This window comes from Nitrincola nitratireducens (assembly GCF_000585235.1).
Classification (GTDB): domain Bacteria; phylum Pseudomonadota; class Gammaproteobacteria; order Pseudomonadales; family Balneatricaceae; genus Nitrincola; species Nitrincola alkalisediminis.
Map to the genome: position 1 here is coordinate 74711 of NZ_AONB01000007.1, position 21296 is coordinate 96006.

Here is a 21296-nt window from a genome sequence, read left to right on the forward strand (position 1 = left end):
AATTGACCTAGAGCGTTCAGGAGGGTCGAATCAGATTCATCAACATCCTACCTAAACACCTAAACACCTAAACGCCTAAACACAGCGTTTGGATCTAATCGGCACAACGACTGGTTTTTGCTCATGTGTTGTCAAAATTTGACAATCGATTTGATAGACCTGACTGATCAGTGCTTCTGTTATAAGCTGATGGGTGTTTCCATAGCTGACTAGCTGACCCTCTTTTAAGATGATTAATTGATCAGTAAATCGGCTGGCCAGAGTGAGTTCATGGAGGGCAATGATAACCGTTGTTCTATGGGTTTGGATAAAAGACTGTAGAATTGATAACACTTCGAGTTGGTGGTACATATCAAGCGCACTTGTCGGTTCATCCAACAGCAGCAGCGTTGGATTGCGTGAAAGACGTTGGGCAAGAAGTACCATTTGTTGCTGCCCCCCTGAAAGAGAGTCCATTGATCGTTTAGCTAAATGAGACAGCTGTAACTCATTGAGTATTTCCATCGCTTTTGAGCGCTGAGTCTCGGTTATTCTCCAACTCAGTTGTTCGCGTTGCCCTAACAACACGCAATCTTCCACCTTAAGCTTGGATTTGACCAAGTAGGCTTGGGGCATATAGCTAATTTGATTTGAGGATGGCCACTGATGATCGAGTTGCTTTTTGCCTGAGTGATTTAAAAAGCCCGCTAAACTTTTTAAAAGCGTTGATTTACCGGAGCCATTGGGGCCAATCACTCCAATTATGCCCGAATTGCTTAATTCGGCTTTAGGGATGTTTAAACGAGTTTTGTGATCAATCTTAACCTGAAAGTCGGTGAGTAACAGCATGAGCCGATTAGCCTTGTTTTTTCAGAATGACGATAAGTAGCATCGGAACACCAACGATTGCGGTAATAATGCCAACAGGGATAACGGCTCCTGCTGAAATAGTTTTGCTCAAAATGGACGCAGAGACCAGCAGAATTGACCCGATCATACCGGACAATAAAAGCGAGTATCGATGATCTTCACCAACGATGGCGCGGCTGACATGGGGTGATATTAAGCCAATAAATCCGATCGTTCCGGTAAAACTAACGGCGGCTGCAGTCAATAGTGCAACATGTATAAAAATGCGTTTACGCAATGCGTTCACATTTAAACCAAGACTTGCAGCATTGTCATCGCCCAGTCGAAGTGTCGTTAAATTCCACACTTCTTTTAAGCTAAAGGGTAGGGTCACGGCGAGGATTGCAGTGATCACCCATACAGATGTCCAGTTGGCTTTGAGTAAGCTGCCAAATAACCAAAAAACGATTTGTTGCAGTACTTCTGGCGCTGCTAAATATTGCAGGAGGGACTGTAGCGACTGGAAAAAGAACAATACCGCAATACCGGCTAGCACAAGAATTTCTGAGTGGCTGCCTTTTAGGTGCGCAATCGCATAAATAATAGCACAGGCTAAAAGTGTGGATGCAAAGGCAGACACTGGAACCAGTATCCACACAGCGATGGGTAAGGATGCACCAAACAGAATGCTCAAGGCGGCACCAAAGCCAGCAGCGGCTGAAAAACCGAGTGTGTAGGGGCTTGCCAAAGGGTTGGCTAGAATTGTTTGCATCATTAAGCCTGCGTAACCTAAGCAAAATCCGACGGCAATTGCCGTGAGGGTTTGCGGCAAACGAATCAGCCAAATAATGGTTGAGAACGCCTTGTTGTCTCCATTAGGGCCTTCTAAGAGTGTCACAATCACCTGATGAAGAGTCATTCCCGATGGGCCCGTAAGCAGATCAAAAACGATCAATATCATCAGGCATACAAAACAGAGCGCAATTCTGTATAGGGCAGAGTTGCGCATTGTTGACAGCAGAGAGAAGAACATTATTGTAGACGTGTGACGAAGAGACCCGTCGCAGAAATAGGCATCCACTCAGCATAGAAGTCTTGGAGCTCTTGAGCAGGATCGACATCTGTGAAGTAGTCAGGGTATAGCGCTTGGCCAATCGCGCGCATGTACACAAAATCTGACAAGGTGCGATTGCCTCCGTGATACACGCCATACACGTCTCTGTTCTGAACAGCGGGGAGAGACGACCAGCCTGCACGACTGAGATAGGCTTCCATGCGTTGATGCGTCAAGGATGCATCGGCTCCAAAACCAAGTTGAACGGAGTAGGGTCGATTAAGCCATTCAGAGCCTGCTAAAAGAATAACGTCCGGCTGCGATGCGATGATGTATTCCGGTGAGAGAGGTCCCCAGTTTTCGATTTGCCCAGCTGCGATGTTTTGCCCTTGAAGCAGGTCTATAACGCCGCCCCACATGCCTTTACTATAGCTATTCCCTTGCGCATCAGGGCCGTTTTGTGCGAGCTCTACATAGATTTTCTTTGAGATGGCTCCATGGCTATGCGCAGTCTTAACACGTTGTAGTGTATCCTGATGTTTTGCTTCGTATAAGTTTACTAATGCTTCAGCACGATCTTCTTGATTTAACAATTGACCTAGAATTCGAGTTGAGGCGATGTGCTTTTCGAGTGTTTGTGCATTGTAGTCAAGGGTTACGATAGGAATGCCAGCGGCTTCAATTTGTTGTATGCCTGTGCCAATCGAATCAAACTGCCAACTCGCGAGAATTAAAACATCGGGTGAGGTTGCGATCAATGCTTCGGTCGATAAGGTTCCATCCTCGGCGTTACCAAAATCAGGCAGAGTGGCTAAGGGAGGGAAGGCATCTGTGTAAGCATTCCATTGGCCGGGTCTCCAGCTTTCCCATGGGGCTTTAGATAACGAAACGAGTTTGTTGAAGCCTTCAGTACCTGCAACAGCTAAGTAGTCTTCGTAGTAGAAGCCAAGGGCAACTTTTTCAGGGTGTGCATTCAATGTGACGCTTCTGCCTTGAATGTCATTGATTACGATCTCAGCAAAAGAGATGCCCGAGTGTAGTAAAAATGTAATGCTCAATGCGCTGATCAGTCGCTTCATAAACCATGCCTTTCAATGAGTTCGATATTATTGCGCTGAATTGTATAGCCAACTGATCTAAAAGGTGTTGTGGCATAATGTCGCAGGGCGTGTTTGAGAGGCGGTGTTGGCGATGTTGGAGGCTACCTTTGGCCCTGCGCGCAGGCTTAAGGTCAAAGGTAGCCTATCTTGAGTACTAGACTTTGAATTTGTCTAGCGCGTTGGCTTGTTGGTTGGTCAGATCCACCATGGTGTTGCAAAGGCTTTCTTGATGTTGAGCGGCTTCGGCAACGGCTTGGCTGATATCACGGATATTCGTAGTATTGCGGTTGATTTCAAGGGTTGTCGCACTTTGCTGTTCTGCAGCGGTGGCGATTTGTACGTTCATATTGTTGATTTCAATGATGCTTTTACGGATGACCTGCAACGAATCACGCGCTTGATTGGCGACCTCTTGCGTCTGGTTGGCGTTTTCACGACTTTTGAGTATGACGCTCTCAGCACTTTTAACACCGCCTTGCAATTGATGAATCATGGCTTTGATTTGTTTAGTGGACTCTTGTGTTTTGAGGGCAAGCGTGCGCACTTCATCCGCAACAACCGCAAAGCCTCGACCTTGTTCGCCAGCGCGCGCAGCTTCGATAGCCGCGTTTAGGGCCAGTAAGTTGGTCTGATCCGCAATGTCCGTGATAACCGTGAGGATGGATTCAATATTGTTACTGTATCCAACGAGATCATTGATGGTATTCACAACCCCGCTCATTTGCTCGGTCAACTGAGCGATGGTTTGGGTTGTACGCATTACGACGGCTTCACCGTCTTTTGCTGCAATATCGGCTTGATTTGCGCGATCAGCGGCGGTTTGAGCATTGTCTGCTACATCGTGCGCTGTTGCGGACATTTCATGCATGGCGGCCGCTAACTGATCCAGCTCACTTAATTGCTTCTGCAGTTGTTTGGCAGATCGTACTGACGAGTCAGCGGTTTTGTCAGTGTTGAGTCGGACATCGCTAGACAAATGTTTTACTTCTTGTATCAGCGCTTGTAGATAGTCAATAAAATGATTGAAGTCGGCTGACACTTGACCAAACTCATCTTTACTCACAATGCTGAGGCGTTTGGTTAGGTCGCCATCACCGCTGTTGATCTCTTGTAAGGATTTATGCAGGCCTTGCAAGGGTTTCAGCAGACCGCTCACGACCAAGTACAGAGTAATGGACGCAATAACGGCGGCAATAAGGGTGCTGATCATCGCAATCCAGCCAAACTCACGGACATCCTGTAACACTTTGTTTTCGTCAAGGACAACACCAATAAACCATTTAGCGCCATATAGGTTCGGTAGTGGGGTAAAGGTAATGTAGCATGACTGCCGTCTTTTAGACTGACGCGTGTCAGTTCGGTACTTAGCTGTGGCAGGTTACCTGCGATAAACTCTGTGATGTTCTTTCCATTCAGGTCGGTGTCGGGGTGGCTGATGATTTTGCCAGCCTCATTGACAAGATACGCATAGCCAGTCCCATTGAAATTAAGGGTGTTGACAGCATCGGAAACGGTTCTAAGACTCAGGTCTCCGCCGAATGCACCTTTAAACTGGCCTTTGTCATAGAAGTTTGCGACAGCCGAAATCAGTACGTCACCTTCAGTCGACAGGTAAGGTTCCGTAAACACGGCGCGTTTATGGGCGTTAGCAACAGGGTACCAAGGACGTTTGCGAGCATCCCAACCCGGCGGGTTCCAATTCGGATCATTGCTAAAGCGCACGGCCTCGGCATCCAGTCCCCCAAACATCAACAAAAACTCTTGTTTGTAGATCGGTAGATCAAAGGTTTTTTGAATGGATTGATTAGAGAAGTCACTGTCAATCGCTTGTGATGCAACATCAATTAAAGCGAGTTTACCATTCAACCAGTTATTTACCTGTACGGCTAAGGCACGACTGCTTTCTTGGGTGCTTGTTGTGGTTTTGGTGAATAGGGCATTTTTCAAACTACTGTACTGTATCCACGAGTAGAGGGAGAAAGCCAATATCACAATTGCGGAGGCATAGAGAGCGACTTTTTGGGATACTTTCATTTCGGCACCTAGTATAGAACGCTTTTTATAGTGACCACCAAGTGGTGATCAGCGATCTAAGGCCAGATAGACGGCGTCCATCTGGCGCTAGTGGAAGGCTTAAACGGGACTGTTTAAGTATTGATTTGGTTTGCTGTTGGAAGCGCGGAATAAATCTCTTGATCGAGTTCATTTTCGCTTTTGGCAACCAGTGTCGATACCATCAAATCACCGCATACGTTTACTGTTGTACGGGCCATGTCTAAAATTCGGTCGATACCTGCAATAATCGCTAAGCCTTCAATCGGCAAACCTACCGTGGTTAAGACTAACGATAGCATAATGATACCTGCACCTGGAACCCCTGCAGTGCCAATCGACGCCAGTGTAGAAGTGGCGATGATGACGATGTAGTCAGACATTTCTAGGTCAATGCCAAAGGCTTGTGCGATGAACAGCGCGCAAACGCTTGGTAAAGTGCCGTTCCATCCATATTAATCGTTGCGCCCATGGGCAGTACGAAGCTGGAAATACCTTTAGATACCCCTAATTCCTCCTGAGCGGCTTTGATGCTGACTGGCAAGGTGCCAGCACTGCTGGTGGTGGTAAAGGCCACTGCTGCAGGACTCACGATGCCTTTCAAGTAATTGATTGGATTTAGGCGACCGACAACGCTCAGCAGACCGCTATAAAATACCACCACATGGAGGATGCAGCCAATATAAACGACAGTGATGACCTTTATTAGAGGCAGCAAGATTTCCAGACCATAGGTGCCAGCAACCCAGGCCATTAAACCAAACACACCGTAAGGTGCCAGTTTCATGACCAAGCCCGTTAAGGTGTACATGGCTTCAGCAAGGCTTTCAAATAAAGCAATTGCGGGTTTTGCAATATCGCCGGACAGGGTCAATGCAATACCCAAACCCAATGCGAAGATAATAATTTGTAGAATATTTCCAGCAGCAAGTGCACCAATAGGATTGGTTGGAATCATGTTGAGCAGCGTTTCGACCAGCGTCGGCGCTTCTTTTGCCGCTTGGGCTACGGCTGGAGCGGTCATGTCTAAACCAGCGCCTGGGGCGAAAATAGTACCCAATCCCAGACCAATGGTGATCGCAACGGCTGTCGTCCCCATATATAACACAAGGGACTTTACGCCTATGCGCCCCATTTTACGAGTGTCCTGCATGGAGGTAACGCCAACAACGAGTGAGCAAAAAACCAGCGGAACAATCAGCATTCGTATGGCGTTGAGAAACAGTGTCCCAAGGGGTTTAAGCATTTCTGCGTTTGGACCCATGATGGAGCCTGCGATAGCGCCTAGCACCATACCAATCAGAATTTTTTGCCACAGTGGCATTCTGCTCCAAAACCCGGGTTGTTTGGCGTGTTGAGAGTCTTTCATAGTACTGCCTTTTTAGTTGTTATTTGTCAGAGTTGTTAACGTTGGATTCCCCAATGTTGAGGACAAAGTCATGCCTAGACGGTACAACCTGTGCCGTATCTAGATGCAATGATGGATTTCATTAAAGCAAGCACTGTGCCAATCGTGAGGATGAGTTTAAGTATTTGATTTTGTTTTTAAAAATAGGCTTTGATCTGTTTGGAATCATTGGAAGGGGTATTCCTAATGGAATAGTGACTCTTCAATAATTTTCTAGAAAAGGTTTTGTATCAGAGAGTTGGCTGTGGAATAACCTTGGTTATAGTTATAACCAAGGTTATAGGGGTTTTTGGCGGGAGTTTATGATGTTTTTTTATTTAAACGTTTACTCAGTGCTGGTTGAGACACGCCAATGAGACGTGATGCAAGAGACTGATTGCCTTGTGCACGCTTCATCGCTTCTTCGACAAGAAGGTCGTTGATTTCCTGCAAGGATGGTAAGGGCTGATCTATTGGAAAAAATACCCGTGCTGTGTTGTTTGCTGACGGGTCCTGAGGCGCACTAGGGCCATTATTGGTTAAAACTGAGCGGAAGGTTTCCATCGAGAGTACTTTGCTTCGATGGCGACTGACAGCGTCGTAAATCAGCGCCTTTAATTCTCTGATATTCCCAGGCCATTGATAATTGGCCAATAAAATGGGCAGTTCCTTGGGAATAGTGGGTTTGGTTTTGCCCATTTCCTCTGCAGCTTGGGTGAGGAAATACTCGAAGAGTAAGGGCAGGTCATCGACACGGTGCCGCAGGGCTGGAATTTCAACATGATGGATTTTTAAACGGTAATATAAATCTTTACGAAAATGACCGGATGCTTGTTTTTCAGTTAAATTCTGATGGGTTGCCGCGACGATTCTGGCACGCAGTCGCTTAGGCCGGTCACTGCCTAAAGGATAATATTCGCCTTCTTGCAACAGGCGTAAGAGTTTGACTTGAGCGGTTGGGCTTAAATCACCTATTTCATCCAAAAATAAGGTGCCTCCATTCGCTTGCTCAATCATACCCGAGCGCGCACTCTCTGCACCTGTGAAGGCCCCTCGACTATGACCAAACAGCGTGTCAGAAAAGACATTGTCGTCCAATCCGGCTACGTTGACGCTGACAAGTGGACCTGTATTTTTACTTAGGTCATGAATGGCTTGAGCTATTTGTTCTTTGCCTACGCCACTTTCGCCCGTGATGAGCGCCGGTTGCAGACTTGAAGAAATTGATTCTAGGTATTGAAACACGGCACGCATGCGTTTGTCTTGCGTGATGATGTTTGCGAACACATCGGGTTGCTCCAATGTGTTGGTTAATACATGACGCCGCAATGCTTGGTTCTCAACGTGCATTTCTTGCATTCGCACGGCCCGCTTGATGCCTTCAATGAGTTTTTGCTCTTCTGTGGTTTTGACAAAATAATCAAACGCACCAAGGCGCATGCAATCTAGGGCCGTTTCTATTTGATTCAGTCCACTGAGGACAATGACACTAATGTCCGGACGCTCAGTGACAATTGTCTGCAGAAGTTTGTCACCTGATATATGCGGCATGGTCATGTCTAGAAGCACGATTCCGATAGGGTGTTCGGCAATCATGGCCATGGCATCACGGCTGTCTTGGCAGCGATATAGGTGGGTAAACCCGGCTTTACGCTCCAATGCAATGCTCATACTGCGTAAAAAGGCTTCTTCATCATCAATTAGCAGAATACCAAATTGAGGGTAAAGATTTTTTTGCATATGGGTCTTCCTAAGCAACTGAAAAGGTCAAGATAGCTTTCGTGCCCTGCGAGCTGGATTCGTATACCAGACTGCCTCCATGCTCTTGGACGATTTTACTGGATATGAAAAGACCAAGACCCGTGCCGCCCTCTTCACGTCGAGTGGTAAAAAACGGGTCGCATAAGCGGGCCATATGCGCAGGCGCGATGCCTTTACCTTGGTCCCAAACTTCTAAACACAGGTGATGCTCATCTTTAAGAAATGTACGAACATTAATGGCTTGGTTGGAGGTTTCCAGCGCCTGACATGCGTTGACAATAAGATTAATAATCACTTGCTCAATTTTTTGAGCGCTGCCATAAAAATATGGCAGCGGTTGAGTATATTCAACCTTAAATTGGTTGCAGCTTTGGCGTATGGTATTGTCGACCAGTCGGATGGCGACTTCTAAAATTTCATTAAGGTCCACTGGCTCTTTTAGGTCATCAGGTGTTTCGCGGGCAAAGTCTTTTAGATCATTCACAATACGGCGAATTTTTTGTGCGCCTGTGAGCATATCCTGCAGCATGGATGGAATTTCATCACGCATTCGGCTGTATTCAAGTCCTGCAATGTAAAAGTCGCCATGCGCTTGAAAGTGGGCTTCTAGAATCTCTTCAGCGTCAGAATAAAATTCTTGAATGACGGGTAGATTCAGTAACAGTAGACTGCTTGGATTATTGATTTCATGAGCAACGCCTGACACTAAAATTCCTAGAGAAGCCATTTTGTCGGCTTGCATCAGTTGTTTTTGCTGTTGCTTGAGCTCGTCAGTACGGCGGCTCACTTCACGGGTTAGCATACGGTTCCATACAACAATCCCGCCCAGTATCACCAGTAATATTCCCGAAATACTGCCCGTAATCAGTCCGACTTCTTTCCATGGAAAGCCATCTTGCTCAAGTGGACCCAGCCATTTGTCATAAATTTTTTGGTGGCGGCCCGTGTTCTTTAGAATGGCTAATCCTTCGCTAAATTGTGCGAGCAGGTCGGTATTGCCTTTCATCACTGCATAGCCATATTGATTAGCACCAAAAGGGCGGCCAACCGGTGTGATGTTTGAAAGCTCAAGCTCTTTGCCTAGATACAAGCCGGGTAGGTTGGCAACCAGCGCGTAATCGTATTGACCCGATGCAAGTAGGCGCAATGCAGCCGCATGGGTATCCACTAAAATTAATTTGGCATCAATACCACTGTTAATGAAAAAGTCGTGCATCACTCCAGCACGCTGGACAATAATCTCTTTACCGGCGAGTTCATTTAGGTTGTTTACTTTTGCAGTTCCTTTACGGGCAAAAATGGACTGATGAACCAGAGCATGGGCGGGTGAAAAATCGTATTTGTCGGTGCGACCAGTGGAGTAGGCCATGCCTTGTAAAACATCGAGTTTGCCTTGTTCAAGAAGGCTGCGCATGTCATCCCAGCTACCCAATTGGATATTGACGTCCATCCCCATGACTTCAGCAATAGCAAGGGTTAGTTCGGTATTGTAGCCATCCGGTTCACCCTGCTCGTTAAGAAATTCATAAGGAGGATAGTTTAAGTCGCCCCCTACCAGAATGGGTCTATCGGCCTGAGCAATGCTTGCAACGAATAGACTGACAAAGAGCGCAACAAAGCGAAAAAAATACGGTGTCATTTGGGTTCTGCTGGACATGACGATAGGATCGCGGTTCTTAGACGGGTCCCATCATATCATGTTAGTGCAATAAGTATTGAGTGCTGGTGCGAAGATACAGCACAGAATAAGAGGGTAGAAGTAAGTATCGAAATCGGCACCCCTCAATCATGAGGTGCCGAAAGCGCTTCGATTTCTTGCCATAGGCGCTGATACTCAGGGCTGTCTTGCCGCGTATAGTTTAGGTTTCTAAGCAAGCCAGTTAAGTGCACAAAGTGCCTGCGAACCGCTTCTTTTGTTTCTAGAGCAGGAAGGCCCTCTAAGCACCTAACCAGTAAACGAAACAAATCTCGCTGTCGTTGGATGGGCGTTGAAATGTCCACGGGATCAAAGGCATCTTGCTGTAAATAGACCTGATCAAGGCACTGGGATTTCTGCCATAGAATATAATCGGTTAAGGTTACGCCTTCTTCGCCCGTCACCTGCATCATTTGCTGAACCTCTTCCCCTTGCCTGAGCAAATTGAGCATGTCACGGACTTGGGGCACCCATTCAGGATCTAAGTGTGTATTAAACCAATTTTCCAGTTGAGACAGATAACGTGACCAAGAGATCAATGGATCAACGGCCGGATAGGCGCGTTTGTACGCTCTATCAGCACTCAAGCCTAAGAAGGTTTTTACTGTTCTCAGTGTTGATTGCGTAACGGGCTCTTCAAAGTTACCGCCTGCAGGCGATACGGTTCCGATGAGGGTTAAGCTCCCGACGGAGCCATCATTGGTGCGCACAAGTCCTGCACGTTCATAAAGTGCTCTGACGGCGGAATCAAGATACGCGGGAAATGCTTCTTCGCCAGGAATCTCTTCTAATCGACCGGATGTTTCACGCATCGCCTGTGCCCAGCGGGAGGTTGAGTCGGCAATCAGCAACACGTTGTATCCCATTTGACGATAGTATTCACTGATGGTGATACCCGTATAAATAGAGGCTTCACGCGCCGCAACTGGCATGGAAGAGGTGTTACAAATGATGACGGTGCGATCCATCAAGGTCCCGCCTTTCGGATCGGGGGTTTTGGGAAACTCGGTAATCGTTTCGACGACTTCACCCGCTCGTTCACCGCAGGCCACAATCACTACAATATCCACATCGGAATAGCGTGAAATTAAGCTTTGCAGTACCGTTTTACCCGCGCCAAATGGACCTGGAATACAGGCGGTTCCACCCTTGGCTACCGGAAAAAATGTATCGATCAGGCGAAGAGTCGTTAACATGGGTTGATCAGGATACAAGCGCTCACTTGACCCTGTGCGCAATAAATCACGATTAACGGGTACGCGTACTGGCCAGAACTGACGCATGGTGATCTCATGTTCTTCACCATGCATATCTTTAAGTCTGACAATCGGAGTCGTGACGGTAAAGCTACCTTCCTGAATCCAGGTCACTTCAAGTTCACCACGCAACTTGAAGGGTGTCATAATTTTATGTGTGAAGCGTCTTTCTTGAACTTTGCCCAGTGGATCTCCGGCCCGTACTCGAGCACCAATTTTAACGGTTGGTTGAAAGGCCCACAAATGTTGATTATCAATCCCTTCAACATCCAATCCTCTGGGTAAAAAGAAACCATGCTGTGCGGCAATCAGTTCGAGTGGGTTTTGCAAACCGTCGTAAATTTGACCCAATAAACCCGGCCCTAACGCCACAGAGAGTAAACGCTCGGTTTGCTCGACAGGGTCTCCTATCGACACACCTCGGGTATTCTCGAAGACTTGCACATCGGCCTCACCATGACGAACACGCAATACTTCTGCTTGCAAGCGTTCTTGACGTTGGTCGGATGGACGACGTTCTGGGCAGATGTAGACCACTTCATTTTTGATGAGGGGGTAGTATTCGCCATGTTCATCCTTCATTAAACGAAGGGTTATGATATCGTCTCGTACCCCAGCAACTCGGGCTGTAACGGGTGTTCCATTCATCGATTTATGTCCTCAAACAAGCTATTCAGTTGCTGTTGGATACCGCTGTTGTGCAGGAGTGTATCGCTCAGTAGTTGAAAATCGGCCAATGCCGCATCTGCATCACTTTTTAGGCGACGCTCTGCGATGCCCCAGCGCAACACAAAGCACACCACTGTCTCGACGGAAAAATGATGGCTTCGCTCCACTGCAAGTAGTTGCTGCCAAAAATAACGATCCATCTCAAACTGTAACTCTCCCGTGTGCCCCTGATTAAACAACTCGCCCCAGCGCTCCAAGAGGGGGATCTGTGTTTCTAAGGCGAATAAAGGATCTTTCCAGTGTTGCCGTATCCATTCTGTCCAGCGCCCGTATCCGTAAAAGTGTTCTGCCGATGTGTTAGGGCGTCGTCGATAGCGTAATGCGGCTAAGAGTGTTTGTATTTCTAACCGCTGTGTAATCACTTCCTGCAACACCCTGGAAGGAAGTTCGGCAATTTGCTTTTGCCAGAGCAGTACTCGTTCTCGATCCGGCTGCGTATTGGCCAAGTTCGGGTGATAGAGTGCCTCGGCAACAGCAAGGCCTTGCTGATCATGCGAGTCCAACAACGAAAGTCGTCGGTTTAGTGCAATCCGTGACAAAGGTAACTGACTGCATTTTTCCATCTGCTCAGGCAGCCAAGGCAGGCAAGTGACCAGCGTGTAGTAATCTGCCACTAACGAATAACTCCCTCTAACAACGCACGAAAACGAGGCTGTAGGTGTTTGAGCAGCACTTCAGCAATCGAGCATCGGTCAAATCTATCTCGACCTCTTTGCCAACCAAGCGTATGCGTAATCCACGACCTGAATGGGAACTGACACTCACACCCTCACGCAAAAGATCAGCGGACAAGGATTGAACAAACTGGCTTAAATGGCCTTGACGGTATTCATGAGCATTTCGGCGCAATTCATCTAATCCAATAAACTCGTCAGGCAACAGAATTTCAATCGGATGCTTGTTCAATTGAGATTGGTCGCGAACCTTACCCGCCAATTCAAGAATCAGTCGACGCATGAACTCTTCGTTATCCATTTGCTGCTCGACTAAACGTTCAACTTGATCTGCAAAACTTAGAGCCATGGTTTCTTTTAAGGTTAACAATAGGTCTCGGGCGGCCATTTTCAGCGCATCTTCACCCGCTTTACGCGTTTGTTCGGCTTCTTTTTTGGCCTGTTGACGAAGAATATCGGCGTCATGACGCGCTTCGTCCAGAATTTGATTGGCTTTTTGCCGTGCATCCTTCAATAGCTGATCGGCTTCTTCGCGACCTTTTTGCACGCCCTGGTCACGCAGTTGCTCAATTAAGGCTTCTACGCCTGAAGAGGGATGATGTTTTTCTGTGTGATTCATCATCGGCTCCTACGCTGGTACACCAGCACTGATCACCAAGGCAAAAATAAACGCAAACACGGCAAAGCCTTCTACAATGGCTGCAGGGGCCAGCGACATACCAAAAATCTCAGGGCGAATCTTGGAGACATTGATGGCCGATGCACAACTACGCCCCTGATAGATCGCGCTGAACATGAGTGCCAAGCCACATAGCAACCCTATGCCTGCTAAGCCAGGAGCATTCTCTGGGGTTATCTCGCGGCTTAACGCAAACATCACTACGATCCCATAAATAGACTGCGAAGAGGGCATTGCTGAGATGCCAATATAGCGCCCGTGTCCTGTTTCTGTTTCGAGTAGTGCACCAGCAGCGGCTTGACCCGCTAACGAACAGCCGATCATACTTCCAATCGCGCCAAGTGCCATAGGGCCGTAAAGACCTGCCCAGCCTAATGCCATAATCAGGTTGTCCAAGGTGTAACCTCCTGTTTTGAGAAAGGGCGGAAGGCATAGCCTTCATCCGCTAAACTCCAGTTGTAAAATTCAATTAAGTTGAGACGCAAACCGTGAATGACTCCACTGACCACGGTGAGCACGAAGTTCAGCATGTGCCCAGCCAGTAAAATCAGGAGTTGTAAGAAGACACCGATGCCCGGCAGTGCATTGGCCACATCGACTGAGAGTTGATTAAAGGTAATCGCTAATGAGGCGCTGGCGAGGCCTAAGGCAAACAGTCGTAAATAACTCAACACATCACCAAATAGCTTAGTGATATTGGTGAGTGCTAAGGTGCCCCAAATGACCTGACGCAACTGCCATTTGTCTTGCTGATTTGACATTAACAAGACGGCCAATAGGGCAATAACAAATACGAACCAGTGTATAAAATGGAAGCCTTGTAGCCATCCGAGTAAGCAGGACAAAACCGCGAGTGCCCAGCCAACCGATGCCCAAGCTTCAAGTTGGCTGCGCCTGACCCAGGCCATCATTAGATTGGCGAGCACTAAATGCAAGGCACCAAAGGTAATTGAAAAGCGCATCATGGCGTCAAAGTCTTGTAAGTCGAGTATTTTAAGTGTCGCCAGCCAAGAGAAGGGCGCATTGGCACCAAAATAGCTGCCGACCAACACCCCCCAAACCAAGCTTGTTGCGGTCAGCGTGACGGCTAACGAACGCAAGCGTCTTGAGGTTTCACTGCTCGACATATCCTTCCAATAGTAGATGAGCACCAAGCCCATTAAGGCAGCGTAACCTGCATCGGACATAATAATGGCGAAGAAGGCGGCAAACGAGAAAAAAACGACGCGTGAAGGGTCCCAGCTTCGATAGCCCGGCATTTGAAAAAAACTCACCAACTCTTGGCCCCCGCGAAGTTTCTCCGGGTTGTCCAGTAGCGTGGGAGGCAATTCATCCGGTTTGGGCTGTTCAATCAGCAGAGCCAACTGGTGGCTTTTGGCAAAGCGTTCAATGTCAGCGACACTGCTTTCAGCCACCCAGCCTTGAATTGCAAAAATGTCTTCATAGTCCAGCGTCTGATCCGAGACATCCGCTAAAAATGCACGGTCTTCTGTATCCGCGATACAGCGTTGCAATTGATAGATCCAACGTGTTAAGGCTTCGCGTTCGGCTTCAACGGCCTCTAATTCAATTTCAAGATCTTCCAGGTTTTGCTCTAATTGACTCAGAGGTATATTGCCCGTGAAGGTTCGTGTAACGGGCATGCGGTTCGCATCAGGTTCATCTTCGGATAAAACCACTACATAGGCATGACGATTATCACGATGCACGCAGCACCAGGTTAAACCGGAGCTCTCAACCGCTGGAAGCTTATAATTGGGGACCAAGTAAAACCAGAGTTTTTGCCCCGCTAGATCCGCTAGCTCAGGTAAGATAAAGTCGCCCCAGGGGGTTAAGTCCGTAATACGTTTTTCTAGAAAGTCACGACGTGCCATCAAATCTAATCGTTGAGTGCGATTGTGATCAATCCGATCCAGCATTTCAGACAGATTAAACTGCTTCAAACGCACCACTTGTCGACGCTTTTCACGGCTGCTTAACAAATATTGCAGCGCTCTTTTTAGGCGCTCAGGATTCACGCTTTCGTCTGACGTTGAGCGTGGCTCCACCTCTTGAAGAGGGATGACATGCATGACCCCGAGCACTTGCAGGGCCTCTAAAAGTGTAGGCTTGTGTTCGGTTAAGCCAACCAAGGACACCTTGTTAAGTCGTAAAATGCTCATAGTGCGACACCCAAGCGCTTACGTTTAGCAATTTTGGCGCGAACCACCCCGGCGCGTTCAGCATCGGCTAGGGCAATCTGGATCTTACGTATATTTTGACGTGCCTGTGGGATCAATACCTTGTCAAATAAATTCAAACGTTGGGTGGTTTTTTGCAGACCCTTATTCAAGCATTCCAAGCGCTTATGGATCAACTGTTGCTGGACTTGCAGGGTGACCTGCGACTGGAGGAGGTTAGCCAAGTGATCCAGCCAATGGTCTGTGCCCAAGCATGAGTAGGGTTCAAGCACCACCTTGAGCGATCTTAATTCAGGCAAGTGGATGCCCACTAAATTAACCTGTTCTATTTCAATCGATTGAATGCTAACGAGCTGATCAACCCTGCCTTGAAAGTTGGGCAACATGGAAAGCTCTGCACGTACTTGCTGCTCTATTTGTAAAAGTGCATGCTGTTGCTGTTTCAGGGTTTGCTCAGCTGTTGCACGAGCCGCAAGCAGTTGTTTGCGTTTTAAGTCTAGCGCTGGCACAAACTTTTGATAGGCACGTACTTTGCGACCTTCTTTATTCAATGTGCTTTTATTGAGCGCTAATCGAGCCATGATTAACTCCGTTGTGAGCCCACTGGAAAATACTTATCGACTAAGTCTTGTTTCATTAATAACTCTTCTGCTTCAAAGCATTCGGCCAGTGTCTTCCAGCAAAGGTCTAAAGCTTTTTCCAAAGGAATCGTGACACTGATGTCCATAAAGCGCTTTCGAAAAAGATCACCGAAACGCAATAAACGTAGGTCGTACTCCGTCAGCTCAAATGACATGGCTTGCTTTTGTTGAGCATCCTGTGCTGCGGCATAAAATCGAACCATGGTATTCATGATCTGGCCGTGGTCTTCACGTGTGACTTTGCCGATCACATGTTGTTTTAAGCGCGATAATGAGCCGAAGGGGTCCAGCACGCCATCGTGTAAGTAGAACTGACCTTCGGTGATATAGCCGGTATTGTCGGGGACGGGATGCGTCACATCATCACCTGGCATGGTTGTCACGGATAGAATTGTGACGGAACCAGCCCCTTTATAATCACAGGCTTTTTCGTAGCGGCGTGCTAATTGCGAGTAGAGATCGCCGATATAGCCACGATTCGAGGGTACATGTTCCATGGCCACGCCGACTTCTTTTAAGGCATCGGCATAGGCAGTCATATCGGTCAGTAGAACTAAGACGCGTTTGCCTTCATCTACAGCGAAGCGTTCGGCCACGGCCAATGCCATATCGGGAACCAGAAGGGCTTCGACAGTCGGATCTGAGCCTAAGTGAACATACATTACGGTTTTGGCAAGAACACCCGCGTCTTCAAAGGCTTTTTTAAAGAAGTAGTAGTCATCAAATATCAAACCGATACCGCCAAAAACGATAATGTCGGCGTCGGCATGAGCACCTATCTGAGCAAGTAATTGATTGTAAGGTTCACCTGCGACCGAAAAGATTGGAATCTTTTGGCTTTCGACTAAGGTGTTGAAGATATCAATCATTGGCACATCTGTGCGGATCATACGAGACGCTAGCACACGTCGAGCTGGGTTAACGGTGGGGCCGTCAATCTCGATATGAGGCTCTTCCTTTAGATCAGGTCCCCCATCAATGGGTACGCCAACGCCTGAAAAGGCTCGACCCAGAATATTTGTCGAGAAGGCCACCTGCATAGAGTGACCCAAAAAACGAATACTGGCTTGTGTGGAAAGTCCCTTAGTGCCAGAAAAAACTTGCAATGAAATCCTGTCGCGATCCATTTCTATGACTTGAGCCAAAGCCGGCAGTTGAGCCGGATCAAGAGGATTTTCGATAATGGCGAGATCACCAAAACCAATATTGCCCGTTGTGTTGCTGTCTGGTTCGGGCACATACACCTTAACGAGATCACCAACAATTTCCAGTATCTTGGAATAGGATAAAAGCAACTGTGACACGGCTCACTTCCTGTTTAAATCACTTAACAAGATTAAGCCATGCTAATTAAGCTTTTACAATAGATTATTCATGACAAATACATTTCGGCGTGTCTAAATTCACTCGGTGTTTGCCCCGTAATACGGCTGAACTCGCGATTGAAATTAGACTTACTGTGGAAGCCAGCACTCATATAGATTTGGGTGATGCTGTCATCGCTTTCAATAAGGCGCTGTTTGGCATAGTTGATTCGAAACTCATTAATCACTTGTGACACATTGCGGCCATAGACCTGATTGATGGCTGAAGACAATTGCCGAGATGGAATGACGAGCTTTCGCGACAAGCGGTTTAAAGTCAAGTCAGGGTCTCGAAACGTCTGCTTATCCTGCATTAACTGTTTAAACTGATTAACGATGAGCTGAGCATCACTGTCGAGTATCGGGTGTCGTGTCTGTTCTACTGAGGGTGCTTCTGGAAGAGAGGGATGACTTTTTACCTCCACCGTGTGAACTTGTAGACCGACCCACGCGATAATCAACACCAATGCCGGCAGTAAGAGCGCATAGCTGATGGTGAGAATATAGATGGCATGGCGTCCTTCATAGAACATAAAGTTGACAGCAAGCGCACCATCTATGACGGCTGAGAATAGCAATAGAGCGCCTGCTATACGTTCAGCCTGAGAAAAGCCTTCGGTATCGGATAATCTAATGTCTTCAGCAGGGGTTGGCGCTAAGCGTAATAAGGCGATGCCGTAGCCAACATACATCAAGGTGAGGAAAACATCTAAAGGCGGTTGGAAATGAGGGTAGCTCAGAGAGCCCAAGGTGATGATTCCAGGACCCAGTGCATGCCATTTATTCATTCTCGTGCCATGGGCTTGGCTAAAGCAAAGCCAAGCGCAGACAGGCACTAAGGACGCTAAAACAGGTTGCAATGCCCGTAATAGGGTCCAATCAACACTCCAGCGTAAGCCAACGATGGTCGTCGTTAATGCACAGATGAAAGCAAAAATACTTGATGATTTCGCTTTTTTGGAGGTATTTACCCACAAAAAAAATGCCAGTAAAAAAAGCAACATTGACACAATAAAGGGCAAGGGAATCGCAATCATTCAGTATCCTAGCGTTTATGTTTCTGAATTACGAGAGAAGCGCTCAGTTCAACAGTAGCCTAATGGAATCATTCGATGAATGAAACGCACAGCGCGATGATTGGCGTCCTAGAACCTGATTTAGGACGTCCTTGATCATCAATTAAGGCGCGAAATGTCCGGTAGTTAGCAAAAATGCGGAGGTGTTGTTCAAATGAATGTCTAAGGAGACGAACCATGAAAACTCTAAACCCGATTCGCATCTTGCTGCACAGTCTTCTGATCCTAACTTGCTGGCTGGGTATTTCGAATCTTTATGCACAGGATCTAAAGAGTCCTCATCCTTCGACAGGGAGGATGATGTTAAACCTTGATGATTCGATATCTGGGCGAACGCTTGAAGGCTATATTTGGTATCCTACCCATGATAGTGCAGATGCTGTTTGGGAGCACGGTAATTGGGAGCGCGTGTGGGAGCCGATTGAGGTTATCATCGATGCCGAACCTGCCGTAGGTACATTTCCTGTGCTATTGCTATCACATGGATTGTTCGGAACGGCTCATAATCAAGCTTGGCTAGCGAAAGCTTTGGTTGCACAGGGCTATATAGTGGTTGCCATTAACCATCCCGGGACCTCTCACTTTTTTCGAGATGCCGATCAGCGGCGCGAGCTGTGGCAGCGCGCCCGCGACATTTCAAGAGTGATTGATTACTTAACCTCTGACTTTGTCTTGTCCACATCTATTCGATCCGATGAAATTTACATGGCAGGACACTCTCTAGGCGGGCATACGGCCATGTTACTGGCGGGTGCACGCTATAGTTCTCGACATTTTGATGATTTTTGCGTTCACCATATTGGCGAATTGGTTTGCGGTTTGTTCAACGAGTGGCAGGTCGCTAAGACTGAAACAGACCGGCAGCAAATGGAATTGGATTGGTCGGATACACGCATTAAGGCGTTTGCTATTTTTGATTTAGGGGGGAGTCAAAGTTTTGATCCGGAGAGTGTGAAAATGATCAATGTGCCTATGTTGGTGTTCGGTGCGCCTAGAGACACCCTAGGACTTGATCTGAATATCGAGTCACGTTACTTAATTGAGCATCTTAAGCCTGATGTTGTGACGTATCACGAACCTGAACAATTGGGGCATTTTGATTTTTTAGGTGTGTGTACTGAGCATGGGCTTGCCGTTTTGAGCGCGGAAGAGCCGGATGATCGCTTTGTTTGTTTTGAAGGGCGTGAAGAACGGCGAGAGATGCATCAGCGCATTGTGCAGGTCATGATGCCATTTTTTGATCAAATCGTGCTTAAATAATGCTTTAACCTTGAAGATGCCTTTACCTTTACATTTGAGCAGCACACGATTGACGTGACGGTGAGTATTGGGTGTACCCTTATGTGTCAGGAAGACGAACGTCCTGATATTGCCCTTGCACGGGCCGATAGGGCCCTTTATCAAGCTAAAACAGCTGGACGTAATCGGGTTGTAGCCGATGTGTTTAAACATGCAGATGAAAGGTAAGAAGGGCATGGCTTAAGGTTAAATACTCATGCCCTTGTTCTTATTCGAGTTTACCAAGCGGCTTTGAAAATCGCTTCAATTTCTTCTTGGGACGCTTGTATTGGATTGGTGAATCCGCAAGCGTCTTTGAGTGCATTTGCGGCTAATACTGGAATATCTTCTTGTTTGGCACCTAAATCTGCCAGTCCACGCGGAATGCCAACTTTCTCCTTGAGTGCTTTGATGGCTTTAATGCATGTGTTTGCATCAGCATCTGCATCACCTGTTGGAATGACGCCCATGGACTGGCCTACTTTTGCAAGACGCTCAGCGGCCACTTTGCTGTTAAACGCTTCAACGTGCGGCAGTAAAACGGCATTACAAACACCGTGCGGTAGATCATAAAAGCCACCCAGTTGGTGAGCCATGGCATGAACGTATCCTAACGATGCATTATTAAATGCCATGCCAGCCAGAAATTGGGCATAGGCCATTTGTTCGCGAGCTTCAATATACTGTCCATTCTCTACAGCTTTGGGTAAGTATTCAGTAATGATTTCAACAGCTTTCAGTGCGCAGGCATCTGTAATTGGAGTGGCTGCGGTGGATACATACGCTTCAATTGCGTGAGTCAGTGCATCCATTCCAGTGGCTGCAGTCAACCCCTTTGGCATACCTAGCATAGTAAGCGGATCATTAACTGACAGAATCGGTGTGGTGTGCTTGTCAACAATGGCCATTTTGATATGACGGGCTTCATCCGTAATGATACAGAAGCGAGTCATTTCGCTAGCAGTGCCCGCTGTAGTATTAATAGAGACTAAAGGTAGTTGAGGAAGTAGAGATTGATCGACGCCCTCATAATCTTTAATGCTGCCACCATTAGTGGCGACTAATGCGATGCCTTTTGCGCAGTCATGAGGTGAGCCGCCGCCCAAGGAAATCACAAAGTCACAGTCGCTGCTGCGTAACAGTGCAAGACCGGACTCAACGTTTGCAGTGGTTGGGTTTGGCTGTACCTCTGAAAATACTAGACTGTCGATACCGACATGCTTAAGAGATGTCACCACTTGATCAACCAATCCTGTACTGACGAGACCCGCATCCGTAACAATTAAAGCACGAGAAAAATTACGTTTTTGGAGGGTGTCAATTGCTTTCTGCAGTGCTCCTTCGCCCATTAAGTTAAGCGCTGGAATGTGAAACTCACTAAAAGCCATGTCGTTACTCCTTATGAATATTGATACTTAAGTCTAGCAAGATTCAGGGGGGAGAGCCTTGATTAGGGTCAAGAGGCTTAGTGTTAAGTGACTGAAACCCGCGTTTTAGTCATGGGGCAAAATCTGTTATGCTGCATTGCGGTATGATTAGAT

17 protein-coding genes and 2 pseudogenes are annotated in these 21296 nt (G+C 47.2%); 2 read left to right on the forward strand and 17 right to left on the reverse strand.

Annotated features, from left to right (window positions below; all coding sequences use genetic code 11):
• Positions 1-75 precede the first annotated feature (75 nt).
• From D791_RS08210 to D791_RS08280, 16 genes and pseudogenes are all read right to left on the reverse strand, one after another.
• Positions 76-828 (reverse strand): ABC transporter ATP-binding protein, encoded by a 753-nt coding sequence (locus D791_RS08210; protein ID WP_036510111.1) that lies wholly within the window; start codon positions 826-828, stop codon positions 76-78.
• 7 nt (positions 829-835) lie between these two features.
• The gene (locus tag D791_RS08215; RefSeq protein WP_202806837.1) at positions 836-1789 is read right to left on the reverse strand and encodes a FecCD family ABC transporter permease; all 954 of its coding nucleotides are present in this window, start codon (positions 1787-1789) and stop codon (positions 836-838) included.
• 71 nt (positions 1790-1860) lie between these two features.
• The gene (locus tag D791_RS08220; protein ID WP_036510113.1) at positions 1861-2961 is read right to left on the reverse strand and encodes an ABC transporter substrate-binding protein; all 1101 of its coding nucleotides are present in this window, start codon (positions 2959-2961) and stop codon (positions 1861-1863) included.
• 175 nt (positions 2962-3136) lie between these two features.
• Positions 3137-4228 carry a methyl-accepting chemotaxis protein gene (locus tag D791_RS20835; protein ID WP_237748569.1) on the reverse strand — a complete coding sequence of 364 codons (1092 nt, stop codon included), beginning with the start codon at positions 4226-4228 and terminating at the stop codon, positions 3137-3139.
• On the reverse strand, positions 4189-5016 hold the full coding sequence (locus tag D791_RS20840; RefSeq protein ID WP_237748570.1) for a cache domain-containing protein: 828 nt from the start codon (positions 5014-5016) through the stop codon (positions 4189-4191). Before D791_RS20840 ends, D791_RS20835 begins: the two co-directional genes overlap by 40 nt.
• Before the next feature lie 113 nt (positions 5017-5129).
• A pseudogene (locus D791_RS08230) lies at positions 5130-6403 on the reverse strand (dicarboxylate/amino acid:cation symporter).
• A gap of 339 nt (positions 6404-6742) precedes the next feature.
• A complete protein-coding gene (locus D791_RS08235; RefSeq protein WP_036510116.1) occupies positions 6743-8161 on the reverse strand; it encodes a sigma-54-dependent transcriptional regulator in 1419 nt (472 codons plus the stop codon).
• Positions 8162-8171: 10 nt separating this feature from the next.
• Positions 8172-9821 carry a transporter substrate-binding domain-containing protein gene (locus D791_RS08240; RefSeq protein ID WP_237748571.1) on the reverse strand — a complete coding sequence of 550 codons (1650 nt, stop codon included), beginning with the start codon at positions 9819-9821 and terminating at the stop codon, positions 8172-8174.
• Between the two features lie 143 nt (positions 9822-9964).
• Positions 9965-11782 (reverse strand): V-type ATP synthase subunit A, encoded by a 1818-nt coding sequence (locus D791_RS08245; RefSeq protein WP_036510122.1) that lies wholly within the window; start codon positions 11780-11782, stop codon positions 9965-9967.
• Positions 11779-12477, reverse strand: coding sequence for a DUF2764 family protein (locus tag D791_RS08250; RefSeq protein WP_036510125.1), 699 nt, complete (start codon positions 12475-12477; stop codon positions 11779-11781). The genes D791_RS08245 and D791_RS08250 overlap by 4 nt, the downstream gene beginning before the upstream one ends.
• 16 nt (positions 12478-12493) lie before the next feature.
• Positions 12494-13156, reverse strand: a complete 663-nt coding sequence (locus D791_RS08255; protein WP_051514347.1) for a hypothetical protein — start codon at positions 13154-13156, stop codon at positions 12494-12496.
• 9 nt (positions 13157-13165) lie between these two features.
• Positions 13166-13612, reverse strand: a complete 447-nt coding sequence (locus D791_RS08260) for an ATP synthase subunit C (RefSeq protein WP_036510128.1) — start codon at positions 13610-13612, stop codon at positions 13166-13168.
• Entirely contained in the window at positions 13600-15378 is a 1779-nt protein-coding gene (locus D791_RS08265) for a V-type ATP synthase subunit I (RefSeq protein WP_036510131.1), read from the reverse strand. The genes D791_RS08260 and D791_RS08265 overlap by 13 nt, the downstream gene beginning before the upstream one ends.
• Positions 15375-15977, reverse strand: a complete 603-nt coding sequence (locus D791_RS08270; protein ID WP_036510133.1) for a V-type ATP synthase subunit D — start codon at positions 15975-15977, stop codon at positions 15375-15377. Before D791_RS08270 ends, D791_RS08265 begins: the two co-directional genes overlap by 4 nt.
• 2 nt (positions 15978-15979) lie before the next feature.
• Entirely contained in the window at positions 15980-17341 is a 1362-nt protein-coding gene (locus tag D791_RS08275; protein ID WP_036510136.1) for a V-type ATP synthase subunit B, read from the reverse strand.
• 68 nt (positions 17342-17409) lie between these two features.
• Positions 17410-18438 carry a helix-turn-helix domain-containing protein gene (locus D791_RS08280; RefSeq protein WP_036510138.1) on the reverse strand — a complete coding sequence of 343 codons (1029 nt, stop codon included), beginning with the start codon at positions 18436-18438 and terminating at the stop codon, positions 17410-17412.
• Between the two features lie 216 nt (positions 18439-18654).
• Here D791_RS08280 and D791_RS08285 point away from each other — a divergent pair, with 216 nt between their 5' ends.
• A complete protein-coding gene (locus D791_RS08285) occupies positions 18655-19737 on the forward strand; it encodes an alpha/beta hydrolase family protein (protein WP_051514348.1) in 1083 nt (360 codons plus the stop codon).
• 36 nt (positions 19738-19773) lie between these two features.
• Positions 19774-19944: pseudogene (locus tag D791_RS19615) on the forward strand (diguanylate cyclase domain-containing protein); the annotation flags it as partial.
• A 50-nt stretch (positions 19945-19994) separates the two neighbouring features.
• Here D791_RS19615 and yiaY read toward each other — a convergent pair.
• On the reverse strand, positions 19995-21143 hold the full coding sequence (gene yiaY / locus D791_RS08290; RefSeq protein WP_036510141.1) for an L-threonine dehydrogenase: 1149 nt from the start codon (positions 21141-21143) through the stop codon (positions 19995-19997).
• Between the last annotated feature and the right edge of the window lie 153 nt (positions 21144-21296).

Excerpts from the sequence above, each read along its gene's own strand:
- D791_RS08210 (WP_036510111.1), bottom strand. The coding sequence starts at position 828 with ATGCTGTTACTCACCGACTTTCAGGTTAAGATTGATCACAAAACTCGT.
- D791_RS08215 (WP_202806837.1), bottom strand. The coding sequence starts at position 1,789 with ATGATATTGATCGTTTTTGATCTGCTTACGGGCCCATCGGGAATGACT.
- D791_RS08220 (WP_036510113.1), bottom strand. The coding sequence starts at position 2,961 with ATGAAGCGACTGATCAGCGCATTGAGCATTACATTTTTACTACACTCG.
- D791_RS20840 (WP_237748570.1), bottom strand. The coding sequence starts at position 5,016 with ATGAAAGTATCCCAAAAAGTCGCTCTCTATGCCTCCGCAATTGTGATA.
- D791_RS08235 (WP_036510116.1), bottom strand. The coding sequence starts at position 8,161 with ATGCAAAAAAATCTTTACCCTCAATTTGGTATTCTGCTAATTGATGAT.
- D791_RS08240 (WP_237748571.1), bottom strand. The coding sequence starts at position 9,821 with ATGACACCGTATTTTTTTCGCTTTGTTGCGCTCTTTGTCAGTCTATTC.
- D791_RS08245 (WP_036510122.1), bottom strand. The coding sequence starts at position 11,782 with ATGAATGGAACACCCGTTACAGCCCGAGTTGCTGGGGTACGAGACGAT.
- D791_RS08255 (WP_051514347.1), bottom strand. The coding sequence starts at position 13,156 with ATGAATCACACAGAAAAACATCATCCCTCTTCAGGCGTAGAAGCCTTA.
- D791_RS08265 (WP_036510131.1), bottom strand. The coding sequence starts at position 15,378 with ATGAGCATTTTACGACTTAACAAGGTGTCCTTGGTTGGCTTAACCGAA.
- D791_RS08270 (WP_036510133.1), bottom strand. The coding sequence starts at position 15,977 with ATGGCTCGATTAGCGCTCAATAAAAGCACATTGAATAAAGAAGGTCGC.
- D791_RS08280 (WP_036510138.1), bottom strand. The coding sequence starts at position 18,438 with ATGATTGCGATTCCCTTGCCCTTTATTGTGTCAATGTTGCTTTTTTTA.
- D791_RS08285 (WP_051514348.1), top strand. The coding sequence starts at position 18,655 with ATGAAAACTCTAAACCCGATTCGCATCTTGCTGCACAGTCTTCTGATC.
- yiaY (WP_036510141.1), bottom strand. The coding sequence starts at position 21,143 with ATGGCTTTTAGTGAGTTTCACATTCCAGCGCTTAACTTAATGGGCGAA.